This window comes from Streptomyces sp. Q6, from assembly GCF_036967205.1.
Taxonomy (GTDB): Bacteria; Actinomycetota; Actinomycetes; order Streptomycetales; family Streptomycetaceae; genus Streptomyces; species Streptomyces citrinus.
The window spans coordinates 800,865-822,320 of sequence record NZ_CP146022.1; the positions used below are offsets into that span (position 1 = coordinate 800,865).

The following is a 21,456-nucleotide window of genomic DNA, read 5'->3' on the forward strand; positions in this document are numbered from 1 at the left end:
CACCGCCCGCCCCTCTCGCGCTCCCCGCCCCGAGCCTTCACCTCAAGGCGCGTCCCTGAAGTGCGGGATCACCGTCTCTCCCCACTGGCGGAGCGTCTCCAGGCAGGCCTCCTGCGGGACCGTGCCCATCTGGATCAGGCACATGATCTCGTCGGCGCCCGCGTCCCGGAGGCGTTCGACGTACGCGATGGCGTCCGCCGCGGTGCCGTACGCGTGGTCCGCGTTGAACGTGGCCGTGGCCGTGGGGCGTACCGGTATGTGCTGTTCGTTGAGGCGGGCCACGACCTGTTCCGCGGCGCGGCGCATCTCGGCCGCCTCGTCCGTGCCGTCGACGACCGCCTCGTCGGGGATGCCCGCGCCCCCGTACCAGTGCCCGATCGACTGCGCGAAGAAGCGCTGGCCGCGCATGCCGATGCGGCGGGCGCGCTCGCGGTCGTCCAGGACGATCGTCGGGCACAGCACCGAGAAGTGGTCGTTGACGACGGACGACACCAGGCGTTCGGGGGTGCGGGCGGCGATCGCCGCGTCGTACGCGCCGCGCATCTCGGCGATCGAGTCGGGCCCCGCGAAGCCCATCACGAGGGCGCCGACGCCGAGTTCGGCCGCTTGACGCAACGTCTCCGTACGGCTGCACGCCAGGAAGAGGGGCGGGTGCGGGGTCTGCGCGGGCCGGGGCAGGATCGGGTGCGGGTCGATGTCGAGGAGCGGCCCGTGGTGTTCCAGTTCCTCCTTCTCCCAGGCCTTGCCGATGATCCGCAGCGCCTCCTCCACCTCCTGCGTGGTCCGGTCCTTGTCGACGCCGCACAGGGAGGTCTCCTGGACGGTGCCTCCCCGGCCCGCGCCGAGGTCGAGGCGTCCCGCGGAGAGCAGGTCGAGCGTGGCCGCGCGTTCGGCGACGCGTGCCGGGTGGTTGAACAGGAACGGCATGCACACGACGCCGTGCCCGACGCGGATCCGGGAGGTGCGGGCGGCGACCCAGGTCAGGAAGATCTCGGGGGCGGACATGTGCGCGTACCACTTCAGGGAGTGGTGCTCGACCGCCCAGATCCGGTCGAAGCCCATCTCCTCGGCGAGGACGGCCTGTTCGACGCAGTCGTGGAAGAGCTGGTGCTCGCGCTCGACGGTGGGGTCGGCGAGCTGGGCCTCGAAGATGACGGAGAACTTCACATGCGCTCCCGGGAGTCGGTCCGTGGCGTAGGCCGCGTGGTGGCACCTCCATATGACTGATAGCTATATGACGAACCGTCAGAGATGGGAAGGGATGCCGCACGACGCGGCAGGAGCGCCGCGCGCTTCGGCGCCTACGCTTGCCCTGCCGACCCACCCGCGATCGACCCGCTCAGGAGCTCACCCGTGTTCGACCTCGCCCCGGAATACCCGTACCGCGACAGCACCCGCCCGGACGGGACACCCGCGCCGCACGCCCTCCTGGCACCCGTGCTGGGGCTGCTCGGCGCCTGGCGCGGACGCGGGCGGGGCCAGTACCCCACGATCGACGGGGAGTTCACGTACGCCCAGGAGGTCACGTTCAGCCACGACGGACGGCCCTTCCTGCGGTACGAGGCGCGGGCCTGGCTGATCGGCGCCGACGACACGCCCGTGCGTCCCGCCGCGCGCGAGAGCGGCTGGTGGCGGCTCCAGCCCGACGGCCGCGTCGAGGCGCTGATCACGCAGCCCACGGGCATCGCGGAGATCGCCGTCGGCAGCGCGGCCGAGGACGCCGTCGACCTCGCCACGCACCAGGTGGCGTGCGCGCCGACCGCCAAGGACGTGGAGTCGACCCGGCGCCGCTACACCTGGGAGGACGCCGACACGCTGGCGTTCACGCACGACATGGCGGCGGTCGGGCAGCCCTCGCAGCATCACCTCTCCGCGCGGCTGCGGCGCACGACCGCGTAGGCCTCTTGCGCCCTCGGCCCCCGCTCACTTCAATGCGGACCCATGCCGAACTCGCCGTTGCCGCCGACCGCCTGGGCCGTGCTCGGGTTGCTCTCCTTCCCGGGTGAGCGGACCGGGTACGAGCTGAAGAAGTGGGCGGACGCGTCGCTGCGGTTCTTCTACGGGGCTCCCGCCTTCAGCCAGATCTACGCGGAACTGCGCCGGCTCGAAGGACTCGGGTACGTGACGTCGCGGCGCTCGGGGCCCGAGGAGCCGCGGGCGAAGCGGACGTACGCGATCACCGAGGACGGGCGGGCGGCGCTCGCCGGGTGGGCGGCGGGCGGCGACGATGCGGGCGCCGTCTCGCTCAGGCACCCGGTGGTGCTACGGGTGTGGCTCGGGCATCTCGCCACGCCCGAGCGGCTGCGCGCCCTCGTAGAGGAGCATCTGACGCGCGCCGAGGGCGAGTTGAAACAGGTGCGGGACGCGATGACGCGGGCCGACGGGGTGGAGGCGTGGGCGCATCCGCAGATCGCGCTGCGCTGGAGCGAGCGGCATCTGGTGTCCGAAGTCGAGCTGGCGCAGGGCATGTTGGCGGATCTCGCCGAGCTCCACGCTCTCCCGCCCGCTCCCGTCAACCCATCGCGGGGCGCGCCCACCGACGAGTGACGAGGCTCGCGCGGGCGGTGCCCCAGGGGTAGGACGGGCCCGGTTCCTGTCCCGTACCGCTGGGAGTGCGTCAGCCGTGAGTACCCGTGCCGTCGTCGTCGCCGCCGTCATCACCGGCCTGATCCTCGGCGTGGTGGGAGCCAGAGCGGACGACTCCACTCCCTCGCGCCGCAGTGGCTCCATCGCCGAGTCGCACCGTTAGGCTGCCAGGGCGAGCAGCCGTCGACGGAAGCGAGACGACCTTGAACTTCCTCACCATCGGGCACCGTGGAGTGATGGGTGTCGAACCGGAGAACACCCTCAGGTCCTTCGTCGCCGCGCAGCGCGAGGGCCTCGACCTCATCGAGCTCGATCTGCATCTGAGCAAGGACGGCGCACTCGTCGTCATGCACGACGCCGATGTCGACCGCACCACCGACGGCAAGGGGCCGATCGCCGAGAAGACCCTCGACGAGCTGCGCACCCTCGACGCCGGGCGCGGGGAGCGGGTGCCTGTCTTCGAGGAGGTGCTCGACGCGGTCAGCGCCCCGCTCCAGGCGGAGATCAAGACCGCGGCGGCGGCCCGTGCGCTCGCCGAGGTGATGCTGCGCCGCGATCTGGTGCACCGCGTCGAGGTGATCTCCTTCCACGACGAGGCGGTCGCGGAGATCGCCCGGCTCGTGCCCGGGGTGCGCACCGCGCTCGTCGCGAGCCGCTACGGCACGGACGTGGTCGAGCGGGCGCTGGCCGTCGGCGCGACGACCCTCGTGCTGAACATCCGGCGCCTGACGCAGGAGATCGTCGAGCACGCCCGCAAGGCCGACCTGCGGATCATCGGCTGGGTCGTGAACACCCAGGACGACCTGCGTCTCGTCCGGGCGCTCGGGCTGGACGGCGCGACCACCGACTACCCCGAGATCAAGCGCACCGGCCGCTTCACCGCGTGAGCCGGACGCTCAGACCAGCGGCTTGACCAGCAGCTCGAACTGAAGGTCGGCGCGCTGCGGGATGCCGAAGCGCTCGTCGCCGTACGGGAAGGGGCTCATCTTTCCCGTACGGCGGTAGCCGCGGCGCTCGTACCAGGCGATGAGTTCCTCGCGTACGGAGATCACCGTCATGTGCATCTCGCGCACGCCCCAGGTCGCGGCCGCCGTGCGCTCCGCCTGCGCGATGATCTCCTTGCCGAGGCCGGCGCCCTGGAGGGCCGGGCTGACGGCGAACATCCCGAAGTAGGCGTGGTCACCGCGGTGCTCCAGCTGGCAGCAGGCGACGACCTCGCCGTCGCGCTCCACCGTGAGCAGCCTGCTGTCGGGGTCCTTGATGACGTCGAGCACGCCCTCCGGATCCGTCCGCTGCCCCTCCAGGATGTCCGCCTCCGTGGTCCAGCCGGTGCGGCTGGAGTCCCCGCGGTAGGCCGACTCGACGAGCGCGACGAGCACGTCGACGTCCTCCGGGGCGGCATCACGGTAGGTCAGGGCGGCGGTCATGGAGGGCTCTCCGATCTCGTACGGCTGTGGGCCTGTCGGCGCCGTCGAGGTTAACCCGGCCGCACTACTGTGCGTCGGCATGGTTCACGTACTGAGCAGCAGGGTCCTGATCCGTCCCGGCGATCCGGAGCGGTCGCGCGCGTTCTACGGCGAGACGCTGGGGCTCGCCGTCTACCGGGAGTTCGGCACCGGGCCGGAGCGGGGCACGGTGTACTTCCTCGGCGGTGGCTTCCTGGAGGTGTCGGGGCGGGCCGAGGGGCCGGTGGCGCCCGGGGTGCGGCTGTGGCTCCAGGTGGCGGACGTGCGGGCCGCGCACGAGGACCTCGTGGCGCGCGGTGCGCGTGTGCTGCGGGAGCCGGTCGAGGAGCCGTGGGGACTCGTCGAGATGTGGATCGCGGATCCGGACGGCTGCGAGATCGTCCTGGTCGAGGTCCCCGAGCGCCATCCGATCAGATACCGGCCCGGGATCTAGGCCGATACGGACCACGCTGACGTGCGGCTTCGTGCCGTACGCCGGAGGATGGCGCTCAGTGTCGGGATTCGGCGGCGCCGATCCGGATACACATGACCGGCAACGCTCCTCGCCTGTCCGCACACCGTCCAGCCCAGGAGAGATCCGAGATGACCACTCCCCGGAACACGAACGCTCCCCGAACCTCGACCGTGCCCAGGATCCTGATCGTGGGCGGTGGGTTCGCCGGGATGGAGTGCGCCCACAAGCTGGAGAAGACGCTGAAGCCCGGGGAGGCGGTCCTCAAGCTGATCTCCCCGATGGACCACCAGCTGTATCTGCCGCTCCTCCCCCACGTCGCATCCGGCGTGCTCACCCCGCAGTCCGTGGCCGTGCCGCTGCGCCGGATGCTGCGACGGACCTCGATCATTCCGGGTGGCGCCGTCGGCGTGGACCCGAAGGCGAAGGCCGTCGTCGTACGGAAGATCAACGGCGAGACGACCGTCGAACGCTACGACCATCTCGTGCTGACGCCGGGCAGCGTCACCCGGCAGTTCGACATCCCGGGCGTCGACCAGTACGCGGTCGGCGTGAAGACGCTCGCCGAGGCCGCCTGGATCCGGGACCACGTGATCTCGCAGCTGGACCTCGCGGCGGCCAGCTCGGACCCGGCCGAGCGGGAGGCGCGGCTCCAGTTCGTGGTCGTGGGCGGCGGGTACGCGGGGACCGAGACGGCCGCGTACCTCCAGCGCCTGACGGCGGCCGCGGTCAAGCGGTACCCGGGGCTCGATCCGACCGCCATCAAGTGGCATCTCGTCGACGTGGCGCCGAAGCTGATGCCCGAGCTGGGCGCGCGGCTCGGCGACAAGGCGATGGCGATCCTGGAGCGGCGCGGCGTGCACGTGTCGCTCGGGGTGTCCGTGGCGAAGGCCACCGAGGACACCGTGACGCTGACCGACGGGCGGGAACTGCCCTGCCACACGCTGATCTGGACGGCCGGTGTCGCACCGAGTCCACTGATCGCGACGCTCGGCGCGGAGACCAACCGGGGCCGGCTCGTCGTCACGCCGGAGCTGACCGTTCCGGGGCTCGACGGGGTGTTCGCGCTCGGTGACGCGGCGGCGGTGCCGGACGTCGTCAAGGGCGGCGACGCGATGTGCCCGCCGACCGCGCAGCACGCCATGCGGCAGGGCTGGGCGGCGGCCCGCAATGTGCTCGCGGCGCTGCGCGGTACGCCGCTGACGCCGTACCGCCACAAGGACCTCGGGCTCGTCGTCGACCTCGGCGGCATCCAGGCCGTGTCGAAGCCGATGGGCGTGCAGCTGACCGGCCTCCCGGCGCAGATCGTCGCGCGCGGCTACCACCTGGGGGCGCTGCGCACGCTGACGGCCCGGTTCCGTACGGCGGCGAACTGGGGCCTCAACGCGGTCGCCGGTGACGACTTCGTGCGCACCGGGTTCCAGCGGCACCGGCCCGCCACCCTCAAGGACTTCGAGATGACGGACGCGTATCTGTCGCCGGAGGAGATCCAGAAGGTGGTCAGCGCCGAGGTCGCGGGGCGGTCGATGGCGCCGGAGAAGCCCGAACTGCCCCTGCACTAGGCCGCGCTCAGGCCCGCGGGCCGCCCAGGCGCCCTTCCAGTTGCGACAGCAGCTCGCCCAGCAGGGCGCTGAGTTCGCTGTCGCGCCCGCCTTCGAGGCCCGCGAGGACCGTCGACTCGTACGCCAGCTGGCGCGGCAGGATCTCGTCGACGAGGGTGCGGCCCTCGTCGGTGAGGCTGAGGTGCGACACGCGCCGGTCGCGGGTGTCGCCGCGCCGCGCGACCAGCCCCCGCGCCTCCAGCTGCTTGAGGCGCTTGGTGACGGCCGCGCCGGAGGAGAACGTCTCGCGGGCGAGGTCTCCGGGGGTCAGTTCGCGGCCGGTGCGCCGCAGGGTGCCGAGCAGGTCGAACTCGGCGCGGGTCAGGCCCGCGTACCGCAGCGGGGCGTCCTCCGCCTGCTGGAGCAGCGCGGCGCACCGGTTGATCCGGCCGATGATCTCCATCGGGCCCGTGTCGATGTCCGGCCGCACGGCCTGCCACTGCCGGACGACGGACGACACGGTGTCGAGCGGCCGCGCTGCCGCTCCCGCCGTGTCTCGCTGCGTGCTCATGCCTGCCTGACCGGACCTTCCCTCGACCGTCATCCGTGGGCGGCGCTGGGCTCCTCCGCCGTCCTGCCTCCAGTGTCGCCGACGGCGCCGGCCGCCTGGCGCCGCACCGTCGCCGCGAGCGTACGGTGTCCGGCCTGCTCGGCGGCGAGCACCCGCTCCTCGGGCAGGGCCCGCTGCCACCACTCGCCCGCGGCGGTGTCGGCGGCGGCGCGCAGCTCCACCAGGGCGCCGACGAGCGTCCGGCGGGCCGTCTCCAGGGCGGCGTGGCCGGGCGCGGCCAGGGCGAGCGTGCGCTCGGCGGCGTCGCGCGCGGTGGTCGTGCGCTCCAGGGACCGCTCGATCTGGTCGCCGGCCCGCCGGTTCGTCACGGCGACGGCGGCGACCACGCCGACCAGCGCGCCGACCAGGGTGTCCACGACGCGGTCGGTGATCAGCTCACCGGGCTCCTGGAACCGGGCGAACTCGGTGACGAGCAGCGCCATCGGCGTGACGCAGAGGCTGCCGAGCCAGTAGTTGCGGGTGATGAGCGCCTCGGCCCCGAAGTTGAAGGCGAGGCAGAACAGGACCAGGGCGGCCTGGCTGAGGTGCGCCACGGGGGCGACGGCGGCGAAGACGAGCACGCCGCCGAGGTTGCCGACGACGCGCTGGACGCCGCGGCTCCAGGTCAGCGTCACGTTGGCCTGGTAGAGCGAGGCGGCGGTGACCAGGGCCCAGTACGGCTTCCCGATGCCGAGGGCCAGCGAGACGTACCCGGCGAGGGCGCAGCCGACCACCGTGCGCAGAGCGACGGGGAGCAGGGGCGAGCCGGGGCCGATCCGGCGCCACAGGGACGGCTTGCCGTCGGCGAGTTCGGCCTCGACGCCGAGCAGTTCGTCGTCCATCCCGGCGATCGGGGCGGGCCGCGGCACGGCGCCGGAGCCGAGCAGGCCGGTGGCCCAGCCGCGCAGCTGGGCCACGTCGGTGTCGCCCGGCGCGGCGATGGCGACCTCGGCGCGCACGACGAGGCGCTCCAGGGCCCGGCGGGCCTCGGTGCGGGCGCCGGTGGCGAGCAGCGACTGCCAGGCGGCGTGCACGGCGGCCGCGGCGGCGCCGCGGGCCGGGGCGTGCTCGGGCCGCTCGGCGTACGCGGCGGCGGCGTTCAGCGCGCGGGCGGTGGCGCGGCGTTCGGGGCCGTACGGGCGGACGAGGACGGGCGCCATGCCCACGAGCCAGGCGAGGGCGCCGGCGCCGATCATGAGCGCGAGGTGCCCCGGCACCTGCCCGATGGTCTGCGGCGCGAACAGCGACGCGGAGCTGATGAACGTGAAGATCAGGTGCCCCGGCGGACCGATGCGTGTCGCGTCGCACAGGGCCTTCTGCGCCGCGGCGAGCACCGCGCCGACCGCGACGAGAATGACGGCGGACGAGGTGAGCGAGGCGCTGACCAGGGCGACGGCGACGCTCGCGAACATGCCGAGCACCACCCGGGCCAGGGCGCGGGCGCGAGCGGCGTAGGGGAGGTTGTGGCCGTACAGGGCGCACAGACTGCCGGCCATCGTGTACATGACCAGATCGAGCCGGCCGAGGGCGAGCAGCGTGAGGTTGGGGATCGCGGTCGCGACGACGACGCTGGTGGCGGGCTTGAACCAGATGTCGACGGGCTTGTTCGGGCGCAGCACGCCGGTGAGCGGGAGACGACGTACGGACAGGGAGCGCGGGGACGGGGGTGCGGTGCTCGGAGGTGTGCTGCTCATACAAAAACCTTAGCAGGTGTTTTACTCGTAAAACATGCACGCGCCACCACCCCGCGCGACCACCAGTGCTCCCCTGCGCCGCCTTACGCACCCGCGCGCCCGGGCATCTAGACCGGGGACGGAGACCGGAGCCGACGACAAGGGGGACCCGGTGCACGGACCGATGTCGGCCGCCTGGCTGCTCGTCGCGCTCTGCGCGGCGACCGGCGCCTACTGCCTGCTGCGGATGCGCAGCGGCGTCGAGGAGCAGCGCCGCACCGCGGGCGGCGAGGCCCTGATGGGATTCGGCATGGCGCTGATGGCGGTCCCGGCCGCGGTCGTCGCGCCGCCCGACTGGGCCTGGCTGCTGTACGCCGTGGTGTTCGGGGCCTCCACGCTGCGCGCGCTGTGGGCGTCGCGGAGCGGGGCGCACCATCTGCACCATCTGGTGGGCACGTTCGCGATGGCCTACATGGCGGTGGCGATGGCGGTGCGGCCCGCGGCGCACGCGCACCACGGCGGCGGGCGGGCGCCCCGCTCGTGACCGGACTGCTGCTCGTCTACTTCGCCGGGTACGTGCTGTGGTCGGGGGCGCGCCTGGTGCCCGTCGCGCAGCCGGCGGGCGGCGCGGTGGCGGGCGTGGGCTGGGGCGACCGGCCGGAACTGGCGCGGGCCTGCCGCCTGTCGATGGGGATCGGCATGCTCGCGATGCTGCTCACGATGTGAGGGCACGCGGCCGCGCGGGACGGGGACGCGCGGGCCCGTGGAGCAGATCGCGAAACCGTGGCGTGCGTCACTTGACGCCCCGGGCCATACCGCCGGGCAGCGAGCGGCTCATAGGGTGACGGCCATGACGGTCCCCGTAGCGCTGTTGCTGCTCGGCACCCTTCTCGCTGTCGTCGCCCCGCGGTTGCTCGCGCGGGCCGACTGGCCCGAGCGGGAGCCGATCGTCGCTCTGTGGGTGTGGCAGTGCGTGGTGGCGGCCGTCCTGATGTGCTGCGCGCTGTCGATGACGGTCAGCGCGGCGGCCGCGTGGCAGGCCGTGCGCGGCCATGTCTTCGCGCCCGCCCCGCACGCCGTGGTGGAGGCGTACGCGCTGCGCGCCACCGGGGCTGGGCCGCGGCCGTCGCCGTGACGCTCGCGCTCGGCGGGGTGTGGACGGCGGCGATGCTGGTGCGCGAGGTGCGCAGGTCGCGCGCGCGGCGCAGGCAGCGGCGGGCCGAACTCCTGGTGCGGGCGCCCCTGTTGCCCGGCGAGGAGCCCCGCTCCGACCGGCTCGTGGTGCTCGAGGGCGAGCGCCCCGACGCATGGTGGCTACCGGGCACGACGCCTCAACTGGTCATCACCACAGGCGCGTTGCGGCGCTTGAAGGGGCGTCAGCTCGACGCGGTGCTCGCCCACGAGATGGGGCACGCGCGCTGGCGGCACGACTGGCTGCTGCACTGCTCGGGCGCGCTCGCCGGCGGGTTCCCGCAGGTCCCGGTGTTCGCCGCGTTCCGCGACGAGATGCACCACCTGGTCGAGCTGGCCGCCGACGACGTGGCGTCACGGCGGTTCGGGCGCCTGACGATCGCGCTGGCCCTGGTGGAGCTGAACGAGGACCGCGGAGTGTTCGGCGGGCCGTGCCCCACACCGCAGGCCCATCTGCCGCACCGCGTGGACCGGTTGCTCGCTCCCCCGTCGCGGCTGACCCCGGCGCGCCGGCTGCGCCTGACGGCGGCCGCCGCACTGGTCCCACTGGTTCCCCTTCTGGTGACGTTCGTTCCGGGATTGCGGGCACTCGGGTAGAGCCTGTCCCGACGACCAAGTCCCGCCGGCCCGCAGCACGGCCGATGGGCGAGGATCCTTCCCATGCACCCGGCACGACTCGACACCCCGACCCGCCCCGGCCACCGCCCCCGCACCGCCCTCACGGCGGCGCTCGCGGTCCCCTGCGTCCTGTTGATCGCCCTGGTGGCGCTCCGCTGGAGTCCGCTCATGGAGGTGGACACCGACATCGTGCGCGCGCTGCACCGGGGTGCCGTCGACGAACCGGGCGTCACACGGACCAGCCGGATCCTCACGGACTGGGTGTGGGATCCATGGGCGATGCGCCTGCTGATCACCGTGGTCGTACTGGGCCTGGTGTGGCGGCTGCGCGCGTGGGCGCTCGCGGGGTGGCTGGCGGCGACCTGCCTGGTCGGCTCCCTCGTCCAGCAGGGCCTCAAGGCGGTGGTGGACCGGCCGCGGCCGCGGTGGCCCGATCCGGTGGACTCGGCGCACTACGCGGCGTTCCCCTCGGGGCACGCGATGACGGCGGCCGTCGTGTGCGGCCTGGTCCTGTGGCTGCTGCGGCGTTCCGGCGCGGGCCGGGCCCTGTGGCGTACGGCGCTGGCCGTGGCGGTGGTCTCGGTGCTCGGCGTGGGCCTGACCCGGCTGTGGCTGGGCGTGCACTGGCCATCGGACGTGCTCGGCGGCTGGCTGCTCGGGGCGCTGCTCGTGACCGTGTCCACGTCCGCGTACGAGAAGTGGCGTGGCCCGTACGAGCGCCCTTGACCTGCGAGTTGGGGGCCGCGCAGGATCGACCGTATGGCGATCAAAGCGGTGCTCTTCGACTTCTCCGGGACCCTCTTCCGTATCGAGTCCACCTCGTCCTGGCTGCGCGCGGTGCTCGACGCGAGTGAACTGACGCTGTCCGACGAGGAGTTCGAGCGCGCGGCGCGCGGCCTGCACGAGGCGGGCGCGCTGCCCGGCGGCACGACCGACCACGTCGCCGTGCCGGACCATCTCACGGAACTGATCGCGGTCCGCGACGTGGACGCCTCGCGGCACCGCGCCGCGTACACGGGCCTCGCCCGCACCGTGCCGCTTCCGGACGAGCGGCTGTACGACGCCCTGTACGACCGCCATATGGACCCGGCGGCCTGGCGGCCCTACCCGGACGCGCTCGACGTCCTCGTCGGCCTGCGCGAGCGCGGCGTCCCGGTCGGGGTCGTGAGCAACATCGGCTGGGATCTGCGGCCGGTCTTCGTGGCGCACGGCCTCGATCCGTACGTGGACACGTACGTGATGTCGTACCGGCACGGCGTGACGAAGCCCGACGCGCGGCTGTTCGCGACGGCGTGCGAGGCGCTCGGGGCGGCGCCGGGGGACGTCCTGATGGTCGGGGACGACCGGCGCGCGGACGCGGGGGCCGCGGTGATCGGCTGTGCGGTGCACTTCGTGGACCACCTGCCGGTGGACGAGCGGCCCGACGCGCTGCGGCCGGTGCTCGACCTGGTGTGACGGGCCGCGCGGTTCAGGCGGCTCCGCAGGGGCCCGCGTGATCGCAATAGGGCTGGTTCCCACTGCGGCCGCAGCCGCACAGGGTGGCCCGGACCTCCGCGGTCTCGTCGCCGTCCGTGGTGCGGATCCGCAGGTCGCCGCGCATCACGAGGCGTCCGTCGGGTGTGCGCTCGATGGAGGTGGCCGCGGGCGGCACCTCCACGGTGCCGTCGACGAGTTCGTAGCGCAGCGCGCCGGAGGGGCAGCGCCGTACGACCTCCGCGACCTCGTCGGCGGGCGCCGCGTCGGGCTGGATCCACGGCCGCCGCTCCGTGTCGAAGACCTGCGGCAGCCCGCGTACGCACGCGGCGGCGTGCAGGCACCGCTCTCCGTCGAAGGAGACGGTGACCAGATGTCCCGAGTAGGCCTTGCGCGTCACGCCCCCACTGTAAGAAGGCTCCCGGCCGGGCGCGCGGCGAGGCTCATCGAACGCGGCCACGGCTGAGGCTCGCCGCAGGCATGCGGCGCCGGAGCCGCCGGGTCCGCGAGGCGGCTCTCTGATCAGCCGGGCGCGGCCAAGAGGCGCATACTCGAAGAAAGCCAGATCGGAGGAGCCATGCTCATTCTCGGTCTCATCCTTCTCGTCATCGGACTGATCACCGGCATCTCGGTGCTGTGGACCATCGGCATCGTCCTGGTGGTCGTCGGCGCCGTGCTCTGGGTCCTGGGAGCAGCCGGACACGCGGTCGGCGGGCGCAAGCACTACTGGTAGGACATCGTCAGCGCCCCACCACTTCATGGTGCGGTGGCGGGGCGCCGCTCCGGACCGTCAGGTGGACTGCCGGCGGTCGGCGACCACGACGGCCACGGTGCCGACGGCGAGGATTGCCCATGCTGTCCACCACGCCCATGCCGGGCCGATGCCCGCGGTGGTGACGGCGACGGCCGCGATCAGGCTCGACGTGGTGGAGACCACGAGGGCCTTCACAGAGGTGTTCATCCTGTCTCCCGTCCTCGGGTCGGGGAGGGCTGACCTGGGCTCGTCGGGGATGCTGCCCGTGCCCACGGTGAACATTCGCCTCCGGATGCCTCGTACGGGTCGAGGATCTCGGCGGTGCGGATGCGCGCGGTGTTCTCCGTGCTGGTGAACCCGGCCTCCGGGCGGCGCCGACTCCGTCCGGAGGCCGGTTCATGGGGCGGCCGTATCGGACGATCCCCCGCGTCGCCCGATACGGCCGCTCCGCCCCTGCGCACCGCGCCCTGGAGGGCGGGCGGCCTGGACGCGCTGAGTATAGTTGGCTGCGAGCCAGTCAACGCAGGAGTCAAGGATGTCCCCCCGCAGCGCATCGGTCAATGAGGAATTGCGACGGCGTTCGCGCGAGCGGCTTCTCCAGGCGACGCTGGAGCTCGTCGGGGAGCGGGGATACGACGCGACGACCCTCGGTGACATCGCGGACCGTGCGGGGTCGGCACGCGGTCTGGTCTCGTACTACTTCCCCGGCAAGCGGCAGTTGTTGCAGTCGGCGGTGCACCGGCTGATGAACCGGACGTTGCAGGAGGCCCTGGAGCGGGAGCCGCGGCCGGCCGAGAGCGACGGGGACGAGCGGCTCGCGCGGGCCATCGACGCGATCCTCGGGCTCGCCCGCGATCAGCCCGTCCTGATGCGGACGCACATGGCGGGGATCCTCCAGGCCGAGGGGTTCGTGCAGTGCCCCGAGCAGCAGCGGCTCGCGGCGCTGCTGCGCGACACCGTCGTACGGCACGGGACGCTGGACGTCGACAAGGACTATCCGCTGCTGCGCGCCGTGCTGATGGGCGCCGTGTTCGCGGTGCTCGTGCCGGGCGCCCCGATGCCGACGACGGTCATGCGCGCCGAGCTGTTCCAGCGCTACGACCTGGCGTGGGAGCGGGGTTTCCCGCCGGGCGGCGCTGCTGACGCGTCACCCGGCGGGGACCCCGAACACGGCCGTGCGGCCGATTTCTCACGCTACTTCGAACCGCTGCGGCCCCTGGCCGCCGACGGCGATCAGTCGAAGTAGTCCGGCTGGGTCTGGACGTTGAGCTCGTTCAGGTGGATCTTCTTGGCCGGGTCGGTGCGCCGGTCGCTGAGCTTCAGGACGTCGAAGCCCTTGGCGATGTCGTTCGAGTAGATGTAGCCGTTGTAGTAGTACGCCGACCAGGAGCCACCCACGGTGAGGGCGTCGGTGGTCAGCGGGCCGCGCTCGAAGTAGCCGATCTCCTTGGGGCTGGTGGAGTCGGTGAAGTCCCAGACGGAGATACCGCCCTGGTACCAGGCCTGGACCATGATGTCCTTGCCCTTGACCGGGATCAGCGAGCCGTTGTGCGCGACGCAGTTCTCGGTGGCGGCCTGGTGGCGCGGGATCTTGAAGTAGCTCTTGAAGACGAGCTTGCTCTTGTCGCCCTTGCCGACGATGTCGTAGATGCCGTCGGCGCCACGGTTCGGGCCGATGGTGGCGTTGCAGGTGGCCGCGCCGCCGCCGCCCAGCTCGTCGGTGAAGACGACCTTGTTCGCCTTCTGGTTGAAGGTCGCCGAGTGCCAGAACGCGAAGTTCACGTTGTCCTGGACCTGGTCGATGACCTTCGGGTTCTCCGGGTCCGCGATGGAGAACAGGATGCCGTCGCCCATGCACGCTCCGGCCGCCAGGTTCTTCGAGGGCAGGACCGTGATGTCGTGGCAGCCGGTGGTCTTGGAGACGCCCGGGTTGGTGGGTCCGCCCGGGTTGCCGCCGCCGTCCGGGCCCTCACCGGGGAACAGGACGGGGAAGTTGACGACCGCCGCCTTCTGCGGAGCCTTGCGCGGCACCTTGATGACGGAGATGCCGTCGTGCGGGGGCTGGCAGTCGGGGAACGTCGCGCTCGGCGAGTACGAGGAGACGTACACGTAGACGTTCTTCTTCTGCGGCACCAGGGTGTGCGTGTGCGAGCCGCAGGCGGTCTCGACGGCGGCGACGTACTTCGGGTTCGCCTTGTCGCTGATGTCGAAGACCTTCATGCCCTCCCAGGACGACTTCTCGGTCGCCGGCTGGGTGGTGGAGGAACAGGAGTTGTCACTCCGGGAGCTGTCCGTGGACAGGAACAGCAGGTTCCCGGAGACGGAGATGTCGTTCTGGGAGCCGGGGCACAGGACCTGGGCGACGGTCTTCGGCGCCTTCGGGTCGCTGAGGTCGTAGATGCGGAAGCCGTCGTAGTTCCCGGCGAAGGCGTACTTCCCCTGGAACGCGAGGTCCGTGTTGAGGCCGGGGAGCACGTCCTTGGGGATGTTGGTGAGGTGCTCGATGTTGTCCGAGTGGACGATCTCGTCCTTGCCGGGTATCTCACCGGCGGCTATCGCCTCGCGCGCCTCGGCCTCGGCGCTCCGCGAGACGCTCTTCGGCGCCGTGGACTTGTCGCCCGGGTCGGGCGTCGCCGACACGGGGCCCGCGGCGAGCAGCGCGGCGAGCAGTCCGGCCGCCGCGGTGGCAACTCCCAGGCGTCTGCGACGCGTTCGGGCGGAGTTCTGCAACAGGGTCACTGTTGTCTCCCTGGTTGACGGTGACGTCGTACATACGTGAACGGTTCACGGATCCCCCGAGTATCGTCTTCCTCATGCACAGATCAATAGATGGCAACGTGATCGTCACGAAAGTTGCTGTTCCCGCGCTGATCATGGCGGCGGCGCTGGGGTTGACCGGGTGCGACGCAGGCGGGTCCGACGGCGCCGACTCGCCCGCGTCGAGCGGGCCTTCGGTCATCGCGCCGGGCAAGCCCGGGGAGGCGGCCGAGACGCTGTCGGCGAAGGACGCGCAGGCGCGGGGCGGCGACGAGGGGCCCAACTCGGCGGACGTCCGGTACGCGCAGATGATGATCCAGCATCATGAGCAGGCGCTGGTGATGACCGAACTCGCCCCGGAACAGGCCGAGTCGACGCAGGTGAAGCGGCTCGCCGAGCGTATCTCGGCGGCGCAGGCGCCGGAGATCGACACCATGCGCGGCTGGCTGAAGAACCACGGCCGCAAGGAGTCCGCGTCGGGGCACTCCGCGCACGAGGCGATGCCGGGCATGGCGACCGAGGCGCAGCTCAAGAAGTTGCGGGCCGCCCATGGCAAGGCTTTCGACGCCCTGTTCCTGAAGTTGATGATCACCCATCACCAGGGCGCCGTGACCATGGCGACCGAGGTCAAGAGCGACGGGAACGACGTGCAGGTGGAGGAGATGGCCGACGACGTGATCGCCCAGCAGACCACCGAGATCAGCCGGATGCGGGACATGTCCTGAGCATCGCGCGCCTCAGCGCCTGTTGTGCCGGGGCGCGAGGAAGCCCGCGTCCCGCGCGCCCGAGATCAGCCGCAGCGACCTGCGCCGGCTGTGGCCGGTCGCGTACATGACCGCGAGGACGGGGTCACGGCCCTCCTCCTGCGCGGCGCGGTAGGCCTCGGCGGCGACGCGGCGGCCCTCCGTGCCGCGCGGCCAGGCGGGGCGGGCGCGACGGCCCGCGGGTTCCCCGGCGGCGGTGACGAGGCCACCGCGGGGTCCCAAGTCGGCCTGGAGGAGGCCCTGTTGTTCGGCGGCGCCCCGGCACGCCTCCTCCAGCGGGCCCTCGATCCACCGGGCGAGGGCGGCGAACTCGTCGGCGGAGAGCGGTGGCTGCACGCGCACGTCCTCGATCGCGACGCGGCCGTCCGCCACCACGGCGAGCACGTCCGCGTGGGCGCCGTCGCCGAGGGCGAGCCGGACGTGGAACCACGGCGGCGGGCAGTCCTCCCCCGGTGCGGCGTCCCGGTCGGGCTCCGGTCGGCGCGTGGTCGGGTCGGGCCCGTGGATCTCCCACCGCGGCCCCGCAGAGACGGTGCTTTCCGGTCGAAAATGATCAGAAACGTCAAAGAATGAACTCTCCAGCACGGACGAACGGTAACCCTGTCATCACATTTGGTTGCTGATGGCGCGCAGACGACCACTCCCCCGCCGCACCGCGCGGTGCCATGCTGAGAGCAGCCGGTCACCAGCGCCGCGCGCCAGCGGAAGGAGCCGCCCGTGCCGCACATCGCCGTCATCGGTTCGGGGCCGAGCGGGGTCTACACCGCCCAGAGCCTCGTGCAGCAGGTCCGCGTCCCGGACGTCCGGGTCGACGTGCTCGACCGGCTGCCCTGCCCGTACGGCCTGGTGCGCTACGGCGTCGCGCCCGACCACGAGAAGATCAAGTCGCTCCAGAACAACCTGCGCGCCGTGCTGGAGGACGAGCGGGTGCGATTCCTGGGTGGTGTCGCGATCGGCCCCGATCTGCCGCCGGCGAAGCTCCTCGAGCTCTACCACGCGGTCGTCTACTGCGTGGGCGCGGCGGCCGACCGGCGGCTCGGGGTGCCCGGCGAGGACCTGCCCGGCAGCTGGTCCGCGACCGACTTCGTGGCCTGGTACAGCGCGCATCCGGACGCCCGCGACGACGGTTTCGTACGCGACGTGCGCACGGCCGTGACCATCGGCGTCGGGAACGTGGCGGTGGACGTGTCACGGATGCTGGCCCGCGGCGCCGCCGAACTCGCGCCCACCGACATCCCGCAGGCCGCGCTCGGGACGCTCGCCGCCAGTCAGGTGCGGGACGTGTACATGGTGGGGCGGCGCGGCCCGTCGCAGGCCCGCTTCACCACCAAGGAGCTCCGCGAGCTCGGATCGCTTCCCGGGGTGCGCGTCGTCGTGGACGAGAGCGAGTTGATGCTGGACCCCGCGTACACCGATCCGTCGGCGCTGCCCCCGGCCGCCCGGCGGAACGTGGAGGTGATGCGCGCCTGGGCCGCCGAGCCGGAGCGGGACGCGGAGCGCCGGATCCATCTGCGGTTCTTCCTGCGTCCTGTGGAGCTCGTGGAGGGTGCGGGGCGGGTGGCCGGGGTGCGGTTCGAGCGGACGCGGCCCGACGGGCACGGCGGGGTGATCGGCACGCGGGCGTACCAGGAGATCGGGGCTCAGCTGGTGCTCCGGTCGGTGGGGTATCGCGGAGTGCCGCTGGAGGGGCTGCCGTTCGACACCGCGACGGGGACGGTGCCGCATGCGGCGGGGCGGGTGCTGCGCTCCGGGGTCCCGTCGCCCGGCGAGTACGTCGCGGGGTGGATCAAGCGCGGCCCGACCGGCGTCATCGGCACCAACCGGCCCTGCGCCAAGGAGACGGTGACCTCCCTGCTCGACGACGTCCCGGCGCTCGTACACAAGGAGTTGACGCGGGATCCGCTGGCCGGACTTGTCGCCGCCGGGGTGCGGCCCGTGGCGTGGGACGGGTGGCGGGCGATCGAGCGGGCCGAGGCGGAACTGGGGCGGTCGCTGGGGCGCGGGTCGGTCAAGATCCCCGACTGGGCGGGGCTGTTGGCCGCGGCGGGCGCGTCGTAGCCGGTCGGCGACGGCGACACGTCCCGGCAACACACGCGAAATCAACAAACCGTTTAAGCGGATTACGGTCTCGTGCTGCCGCCTCCCTCAGTCCCCGTGACTTTCCAGGCCTTGGAGCACGTATGACACACCCCGTGGATCAGGTCCCGCCCGCACGCCAGTTGGCCGCGTTCGGGTTGCAGCACGTCCTCGCGATGTATGCGGGCGCGGTCGCCGTCCCGCTGATCGTGGGCGGGGCGATGAAGCTGTCGCCCGCCGACCTCGCGTATCTGATCACCGCCGATCTGCTGGTGTGCGGCATCGCGACGCTCATCCAGTGCGTGGGCGTGTGGCGGTTCGGCATCCGGCTGCCGATCGTGCAGGGCTGTACGTTCGCCGCCGTGTCGCCGATGGTGCTGATCGGCACGACGGGCGGCGGGCTGCCCGCGATCTACGGGGCGGTGATCGTCGCGGGGCTCGCGATGATGCTGCTCGCGCCGGTCTTCGGACGGCTGTTGCGGTTCTTCCCGCCGCTGGTGACCGGCACGGTGATCCTCATCATCGGGGTCTCCCTGCTGCCCGTGGCGGGCAACTGGGTCGCGGGCGGCGCGGGCGCGAAGGACTTCGGTGAGCCGAAGAACATCGGGCTCGCCGCCTTCGTGCTGGTCGTGGTGCTCGCGGTGCAGCGGTTCGCGCCCGCGTTCCTGAGCCGGATCGCGGTGCTCGTCGGCATCGTCGTCGGCATGCTCGTCGCGATACCGGCCGGGTTCACGGACTTCGGGGGCGTCGGGGACGCGGACTGGGTGGGGATCAGCACGCCGTTCCACTTCGGGGCGCCCGAGTTCCACGGCGCCGCGATCGTGTCGATGCTGGTCGTGGCGCTGGTCTCCATGACCGAGACCACCGGCGACTTCATCGCGGTCGGCGAGATCACCGAGCGTCCGGTGACGCCGCGCGCGCTCGGCGACGGACTGCGCGCCGACGGCTTCTCGACACTGCTCGGCGGGGTCTTCAACACGTTCCCGTACACGGCGTTCGCGCAGAACGTGGGTCTGGTCGGCATGACGCGGGTCCGCTCCCGCTGGGTCGTCGCGACGGCGGGCGGCATCCTCGTCCTGCTCGGCCTGCTGCCGAAGCTCGGCGCGGTCGTGGCCGCGATCCCGGCGCCGGTGCTCGGCGGGGCGGGCCTGGTGATGTTCGGAACGGTCGCCGCGAGCGGTCTGCGCACCCTCGCCAAGGTAGACTTCCAGGGCAACCACAACCTGACGATCGTCGCCGTGTCGGTCGCGCTCGGCGTCCTGCCGGTCGGCGTGCCGGACATCTACGCGCGGTTCCCCCACTGGTTCCAGACGATCATGGACAGCGGGATCAGCGCGGGCTGCATCACCGCGATCGCGCTGAACCTGCTCTTCAACCACCTTCCACAGAAGGAGAGTTCAGCCCCCGAGCCGCTGGACCTGCCGGGCAGCCGCGTCGAGAACGGTGTCGAGCAGGCCGGGGAACAGCGCGTCTAGGTCGGCCCTGCGCAGCCCGTTCATCTTCGCCGTCCCGCGATAGACCTGCTCGATCACCCCGCTCTCACGCAGCACCCGGAAGTGGTGCGTGGAGGTGGACTTGGTGACGGGCAGGTCGATCTGCGAACAGGACAGTTCGGCGGCTCGCGACGCCGCGATCTCGCGTACGACCGCGAGCCGCATCGGGTCGGACAGCGCGTGCAGCACCGCTTCGAGGCGGATCTCCTCGCGGGCCGGGTGCTCCAGGGCGCGGCTTCCGGCGGTGTGCGGTGCTGCGGTCGACATGAGGCTCCCCTTTGTGTACGGCCACGTGCGGCCCGTGCGGCGTTCCTGCGCCCCGGCTTCATTGTACGAGAACTATCGTAGTTTGACAGGTGCCGTACTACGATGCCTATCGTACGAAGGAGCGCACCGGCCGATCCGGGCCGTGTGCGACGTCGAACCGTACCGAATGGAGTCCGCCGTGAGCGCGCTGTTCGAGCCCTACACCCTCAGGTCGCTGACCGCTGCGAACCGCGTCTGGATGCCGCCGATGTGCCAGTACAGCGCGGCCCCCGAGGGCCCGCTCACGGGCGCGCCCACGGACTGGCACTTCCAGCACTACGGAGCTCGCGCGGCCGGCGGCACCGGCCTGATCATCGTCGAGGCGACGGGTGTCTCGCCCGAGGGGCGCATCTCCCCCTACGACCTCGGCATCTGGAACGACGCGCAGGTGGAGGAGTTCCGCCGGATCACGTCGTTCCTGAAGTCGCAGGGCACGGTGCCCGGCATCCAGCTCGGGCACGCGGGCCGCAAGGCCTCCACCGACCGCCCCTGGAAGGGCGGCGGCCCGGTCGGCGCCGACGCGCACGGCTGGCAGGCGGTCGCGCCCAGCGCGCTCGCGTTCGACGAGCGGCACGCGGTGCCGACCGAGCTGACCGTGGACGGCATCAAGGAGGTCGTCCAGCAGTTCGCCGACGCCGCCCAGCGCTCGCTGGACGCCGGGTTCGAGGTCGCCGAGATCCACGGCGCCCACGGCTACCTGATCGGCCAGTTCCTCTCCCCGCACTCCAACCGGCGCACCGACGAGTACGGCGGCTCCTACGAGAACCGCACCCGGTTCGCCCTGGAGGTCGTCGACGCGGTGCGCGCCGTGTGGCCCGACGAACTGCCGCTGTTCTTCCGGATCTCCGCGACCGACTGGCTGGCGGACGGGGAGGGCTGGAGCGCCGACGACACCGTCCGCTTCGCCGGTGAGCTCAAGGCCCACGGAGTGGACCTGATCGACGTGTCGACCGGTGGCAACGCCTCCGGTGTGCGCATTCCGGTCGGCCCCGGCTACCAGGTGCCCTTCGCCGCCCGGGTCCGCAACGAGGCCGGGGTCCCGGCCGCCGCCGTCGGCCTGATCACCGAGGTCGACCAGGCGGAGAAGATCCTCGCCAACGGTGAGGCGGACGCGGTCCTGCTCGGCCGCGAGCTGCTGCGCGACCCGTCCTTCGCCCGGCACGCGGCGCGCGAGCTCGGCGCGGACGTGCATGTGCCGGAGCAGTACCACCGGTCCGTGTGACCCGGAGGTGACCCGGCGCGGGACCGCCGGCCGTGGCTCCGGCCCGGACGGCGGTCGCGCCCGTGACGCGCCCGCCGCCATGGTGACGCCGGTGCGCCACGCTTCCCAGATCTATGGAAATCCCAGGTCAGTGGCTCTTCCGATCAACCGTGGATTGCTCTTACCATCCTGACCGAGGCGGAGGAGCGGACGTCGTGTCGACACCGGCGCCGTACCCGCCCGGCCCGGGTCCGCCCGACCTGGGGCCGACGAACCGCGCAGGGACCTGCTGGGGTCGCGTCGCCGACGCAAGCGCCTCCAGCCGCCGTCCTCCCCTGAGCGGAGGGAACTCCCGCGATCCCTCCCGGCGGAGGACACCCCGCGCGAGGAGCTGACGAGGGGAGATCCGCTCCTCGCGCGACCGGCGGCCGCCGCCGCGTGCGGCGGCGGCCGTCCCACAGCGCCGCGAGCCCACGTCCGCGGCGGCCACGGTGAC

The 21,456-nt window shown here is 72.3% G+C and carries 23 protein-coding genes and 2 pseudogenes; 16 read left to right on the forward strand and 9 right to left on the reverse strand.

Going from position 1 to position 21,456, the window contains the following annotated elements:
• Positions 1–42 precede the first annotated feature (42 nt).
• Positions 43–1,167 (reverse strand): LLM class flavin-dependent oxidoreductase, encoded by a 1,125-nt coding sequence (locus tag V2W30_RS03885; protein WP_338693672.1) that lies wholly within the window; start codon positions 1,165–1,167, stop codon positions 43–45.
• 186 nt (positions 1,168–1,353) lie between these two features.
• Here V2W30_RS03885 and V2W30_RS03890 point away from each other — a divergent pair, with 186 nt between their 5' ends.
• The 4 genes from V2W30_RS03890 to V2W30_RS03905 all read left to right on the forward strand — a co-directional run bounded on the left by V2W30_RS03890 (position 1,354) and on the right by V2W30_RS03905 (position 3,473).
• A complete protein-coding gene (locus V2W30_RS03890; protein WP_338693673.1) occupies positions 1,354–1,899 on the forward strand; it encodes an FABP family protein in 546 nt (181 codons plus the stop codon).
• A 42-nt stretch (positions 1,900–1,941) separates the two neighbouring features.
• The gene (locus V2W30_RS03895; protein ID WP_338693674.1) at positions 1,942–2,547 is read left to right on the forward strand and encodes a PadR family transcriptional regulator; all 606 of its coding nucleotides are present in this window, start codon (positions 1,942–1,944) and stop codon (positions 2,545–2,547) included.
• A gap of 76 nt (positions 2,548–2,623) precedes the next feature.
• Positions 2,624–2,749: a hypothetical protein gene (locus V2W30_RS03900; RefSeq protein WP_338693676.1), complete on the forward strand. Its 126-nt coding sequence runs from the start codon at positions 2,624–2,626 to the stop codon at positions 2,747–2,749.
• Between the two features lie 40 nt (positions 2,750–2,789).
• Positions 2,790–3,473, forward strand: coding sequence for a glycerophosphodiester phosphodiesterase (locus V2W30_RS03905; RefSeq protein ID WP_338693678.1), 684 nt, complete (start codon positions 2,790–2,792; stop codon positions 3,471–3,473).
• A gap of 9 nt (positions 3,474–3,482) precedes the next feature.
• On the opposite strand, the gene V2W30_RS03910 is transcribed toward V2W30_RS03905, so the two are convergent.
• Positions 3,483–4,013: a GNAT family N-acetyltransferase gene (locus tag V2W30_RS03910; RefSeq protein ID WP_338693680.1), complete on the reverse strand. Its 531-nt coding sequence runs from the start codon at positions 4,011–4,013 to the stop codon at positions 3,483–3,485.
• Positions 4,014–4,092: 79 nt separating this feature from the next.
• Here V2W30_RS03910 and V2W30_RS03915 point away from each other — a divergent pair, with 79 nt between their 5' ends.
• Positions 4,093–4,485, forward strand: coding sequence for a VOC family protein (locus tag V2W30_RS03915; protein WP_338693682.1), 393 nt, complete (start codon positions 4,093–4,095; stop codon positions 4,483–4,485).
• Between the two features lie 149 nt (positions 4,486–4,634).
• Complete coding sequence (locus V2W30_RS03920; RefSeq protein ID WP_338693684.1) at positions 4,635–6,065, forward strand: NAD(P)/FAD-dependent oxidoreductase; 1,431 nt, start codon at positions 4,635–4,637, stop codon at positions 6,063–6,065.
• A 7-nt stretch (positions 6,066–6,072) separates the two neighbouring features.
• Here the strand turns inward: V2W30_RS03920 and V2W30_RS03925 are convergent, their stop codons facing one another.
• Together V2W30_RS03925 and V2W30_RS03930 are read right to left on the reverse strand one after the other, a co-directional pair.
• On the reverse strand, positions 6,073–6,615 hold the full coding sequence (locus V2W30_RS03925) for a MarR family transcriptional regulator (RefSeq protein WP_338693686.1): 543 nt from the start codon (positions 6,613–6,615) through the stop codon (positions 6,073–6,075).
• A gap of 29 nt (positions 6,616–6,644) precedes the next feature.
• Positions 6,645–8,348, reverse strand: coding sequence for an FUSC family protein (locus V2W30_RS03930; RefSeq protein ID WP_338693688.1), 1,704 nt, complete (start codon positions 8,346–8,348; stop codon positions 6,645–6,647).
• 298 nt (positions 8,349–8,646) lie between these two features.
• Between V2W30_RS03930 and V2W30_RS03935 the strand changes: the two are divergent.
• From V2W30_RS03935 to V2W30_RS03950, 4 genes and pseudogenes are all read left to right on the forward strand, one after another.
• Positions 8,647–9,053 (forward strand): annotated as a pseudogene (locus V2W30_RS03935) (DUF5134 domain-containing protein).
• Positions 9,054–9,177: 124 nt separating this feature from the next.
• A pseudogene (locus V2W30_RS03940) lies at positions 9,178–10,115 on the forward strand (M56 family metallopeptidase).
• Positions 10,116–10,178: 63 nt separating this feature from the next.
• Positions 10,179–10,862, forward strand: coding sequence for a phosphatase PAP2 family protein (locus V2W30_RS03945; RefSeq protein WP_338693690.1), 684 nt, complete (start codon positions 10,179–10,181; stop codon positions 10,860–10,862).
• Between the two features lie 33 nt (positions 10,863–10,895).
• Positions 10,896–11,591 (forward strand): HAD-IA family hydrolase, encoded by a 696-nt coding sequence (locus V2W30_RS03950; RefSeq protein WP_338693691.1) that lies wholly within the window; start codon positions 10,896–10,898, stop codon positions 11,589–11,591.
• Between the two features lie 13 nt (positions 11,592–11,604).
• Here V2W30_RS03950 and V2W30_RS03955 read toward each other — a convergent pair whose 3' ends face one another.
• On the reverse strand, positions 11,605–12,009 hold the full coding sequence (locus V2W30_RS03955) for a (4Fe-4S)-binding protein (RefSeq protein ID WP_338693692.1): 405 nt from the start codon (positions 12,007–12,009) through the stop codon (positions 11,605–11,607).
• A gap of 177 nt (positions 12,010–12,186) precedes the next feature.
• Here V2W30_RS03955 and V2W30_RS03960 point away from each other — a divergent pair, with 177 nt between their 5' ends.
• Positions 12,187–12,342 carry a DUF6131 family protein gene (locus tag V2W30_RS03960; protein WP_338693693.1) on the forward strand — a complete coding sequence of 52 codons (156 nt, stop codon included), beginning with the start codon at positions 12,187–12,189 and terminating at the stop codon, positions 12,340–12,342.
• Between the two features lie 57 nt (positions 12,343–12,399).
• On the opposite strand, the gene V2W30_RS03965 is transcribed toward V2W30_RS03960, so the two are convergent.
• A complete protein-coding gene (locus V2W30_RS03965) occupies positions 12,400–12,570 on the reverse strand; it encodes a hypothetical protein (protein ID WP_338693695.1) in 171 nt (56 codons plus the stop codon).
• Between the two features lie 328 nt (positions 12,571–12,898).
• Between V2W30_RS03965 and V2W30_RS03970 the strand changes: the two genes are divergently transcribed.
• Entirely contained in the window at positions 12,899–13,609 is a 711-nt protein-coding gene (locus tag V2W30_RS03970; RefSeq protein ID WP_338693697.1) for a helix-turn-helix domain-containing protein, read from the forward strand.
• Here V2W30_RS03970 and V2W30_RS03975 read toward each other — a convergent pair.
• Positions 13,597–15,102, reverse strand: a complete 1,506-nt coding sequence (locus tag V2W30_RS03975) for a hypothetical protein (protein WP_338693699.1) — start codon at positions 15,100–15,102, stop codon at positions 13,597–13,599. The two genes, V2W30_RS03970 and V2W30_RS03975, sit on opposite strands and share 13 nt — an antisense overlap.
• A 74-nt stretch (positions 15,103–15,176) precedes the next feature.
• Here V2W30_RS03975 and V2W30_RS03980 point away from each other — a divergent pair, with 74 nt between their 5' ends.
• Complete coding sequence (locus V2W30_RS03980) at positions 15,177–15,845, forward strand: DUF305 domain-containing protein (RefSeq protein WP_425244478.1); 669 nt, start codon at positions 15,177–15,179, stop codon at positions 15,843–15,845.
• Between the two features lie 12 nt (positions 15,846–15,857).
• Here the strand turns inward: V2W30_RS03980 and V2W30_RS03985 are convergent, their stop codons facing one another.
• The gene (locus tag V2W30_RS03985; protein WP_338693701.1) at positions 15,858–16,469 is read right to left on the reverse strand and encodes a DUF6214 family protein; all 612 of its coding nucleotides are present in this window, start codon (positions 16,467–16,469) and stop codon (positions 15,858–15,860) included.
• A 132-nt stretch (positions 16,470–16,601) separates the two neighbouring features.
• On the opposite strand from V2W30_RS03985, the gene V2W30_RS03990 reads away from it, so the two are divergent.
• Together V2W30_RS03990 and V2W30_RS03995 are read left to right on the forward strand one after the other, a co-directional pair.
• Entirely contained in the window at positions 16,602–17,942 is a 1,341-nt protein-coding gene (locus V2W30_RS03990; protein WP_338693703.1) for an NADP oxidoreductase, read from the forward strand.
• A gap of 122 nt (positions 17,943–18,064) precedes the next feature.
• Positions 18,065–19,435 carry a nucleobase:cation symporter-2 family protein gene (locus V2W30_RS03995; RefSeq protein WP_338693705.1) on the forward strand — a complete coding sequence of 457 codons (1,371 nt, stop codon included), beginning with the start codon at positions 18,065–18,067 and terminating at the stop codon, positions 19,433–19,435.
• Here the strand turns inward: V2W30_RS03995 and V2W30_RS04000 are convergent.
• Positions 19,358–19,720, reverse strand: coding sequence for a helix-turn-helix transcriptional regulator (locus tag V2W30_RS04000; RefSeq protein ID WP_338693707.1), 363 nt, complete (start codon positions 19,718–19,720; stop codon positions 19,358–19,360). The two genes, V2W30_RS03995 and V2W30_RS04000, sit on opposite strands and share 78 nt — an antisense overlap.
• A gap of 178 nt (positions 19,721–19,898) precedes the next feature.
• Between V2W30_RS04000 and V2W30_RS04005 the strand changes: the two genes are divergently transcribed.
• Positions 19,899–20,981 carry an NADH:flavin oxidoreductase/NADH oxidase gene (locus V2W30_RS04005; RefSeq protein WP_338693708.1) on the forward strand — a complete coding sequence of 361 codons (1,083 nt, stop codon included), beginning with the start codon at positions 19,899–19,901 and terminating at the stop codon, positions 20,979–20,981.
• Positions 20,982–21,456: the final 475 nt, after the last annotated feature.

Coding starts and splice junctions, on each gene's coding strand:
- V2W30_RS03895 (WP_338693674.1), top strand. CDS start 1,942: ATGCCGAACTCGCCGTTGCCGCCGACCGCCTGGGCCGTGCTCGGGTTG.
- V2W30_RS03910 (WP_338693680.1), bottom strand. CDS start 4,013: ATGACCGCCGCCCTGACCTACCGTGATGCCGCCCCGGAGGACGTCGAC.
- V2W30_RS03915 (WP_338693682.1), top strand. CDS start 4,093: ATGGTTCACGTACTGAGCAGCAGGGTCCTGATCCGTCCCGGCGATCCG.
- V2W30_RS03920 (WP_338693684.1), top strand. CDS start 4,635: ATGACCACTCCCCGGAACACGAACGCTCCCCGAACCTCGACCGTGCCC.
- V2W30_RS03925 (WP_338693686.1), bottom strand. CDS start 6,615: ATGAGCACGCAGCGAGACACGGCGGGAGCGGCAGCGCGGCCGCTCGAC.
- V2W30_RS03930 (WP_338693688.1), bottom strand. CDS start 8,348: ATGAGCAGCACACCTCCGAGCACCGCACCCCCGTCCCCGCGCTCCCTG.
- V2W30_RS03945 (WP_338693690.1), top strand. CDS start 10,179: ATGCACCCGGCACGACTCGACACCCCGACCCGCCCCGGCCACCGCCCC.
- V2W30_RS03950 (WP_338693691.1), top strand. CDS start 10,896: ATGGCGATCAAAGCGGTGCTCTTCGACTTCTCCGGGACCCTCTTCCGT.
- V2W30_RS03960 (WP_338693693.1), top strand. CDS start 12,187: ATGCTCATTCTCGGTCTCATCCTTCTCGTCATCGGACTGATCACCGGC.
- V2W30_RS03965 (WP_338693695.1), bottom strand. CDS start 12,570: ATGAACACCTCTGTGAAGGCCCTCGTGGTCTCCACCACGTCGAGCCTG.
- V2W30_RS03970 (WP_338693697.1), top strand. CDS start 12,899: ATGTCCCCCCGCAGCGCATCGGTCAATGAGGAATTGCGACGGCGTTCG.
- V2W30_RS03980 (WP_425244478.1), top strand. CDS start 15,177: ATGCACAGATCAATAGATGGCAACGTGATCGTCACGAAAGTTGCTGTT.
- V2W30_RS03995 (WP_338693705.1), top strand. CDS start 18,065: ATGACACACCCCGTGGATCAGGTCCCGCCCGCACGCCAGTTGGCCGCG.
- V2W30_RS04000 (WP_338693707.1), bottom strand. CDS start 19,720: ATGTCGACCGCAGCACCGCACACCGCCGGAAGCCGCGCCCTGGAGCAC.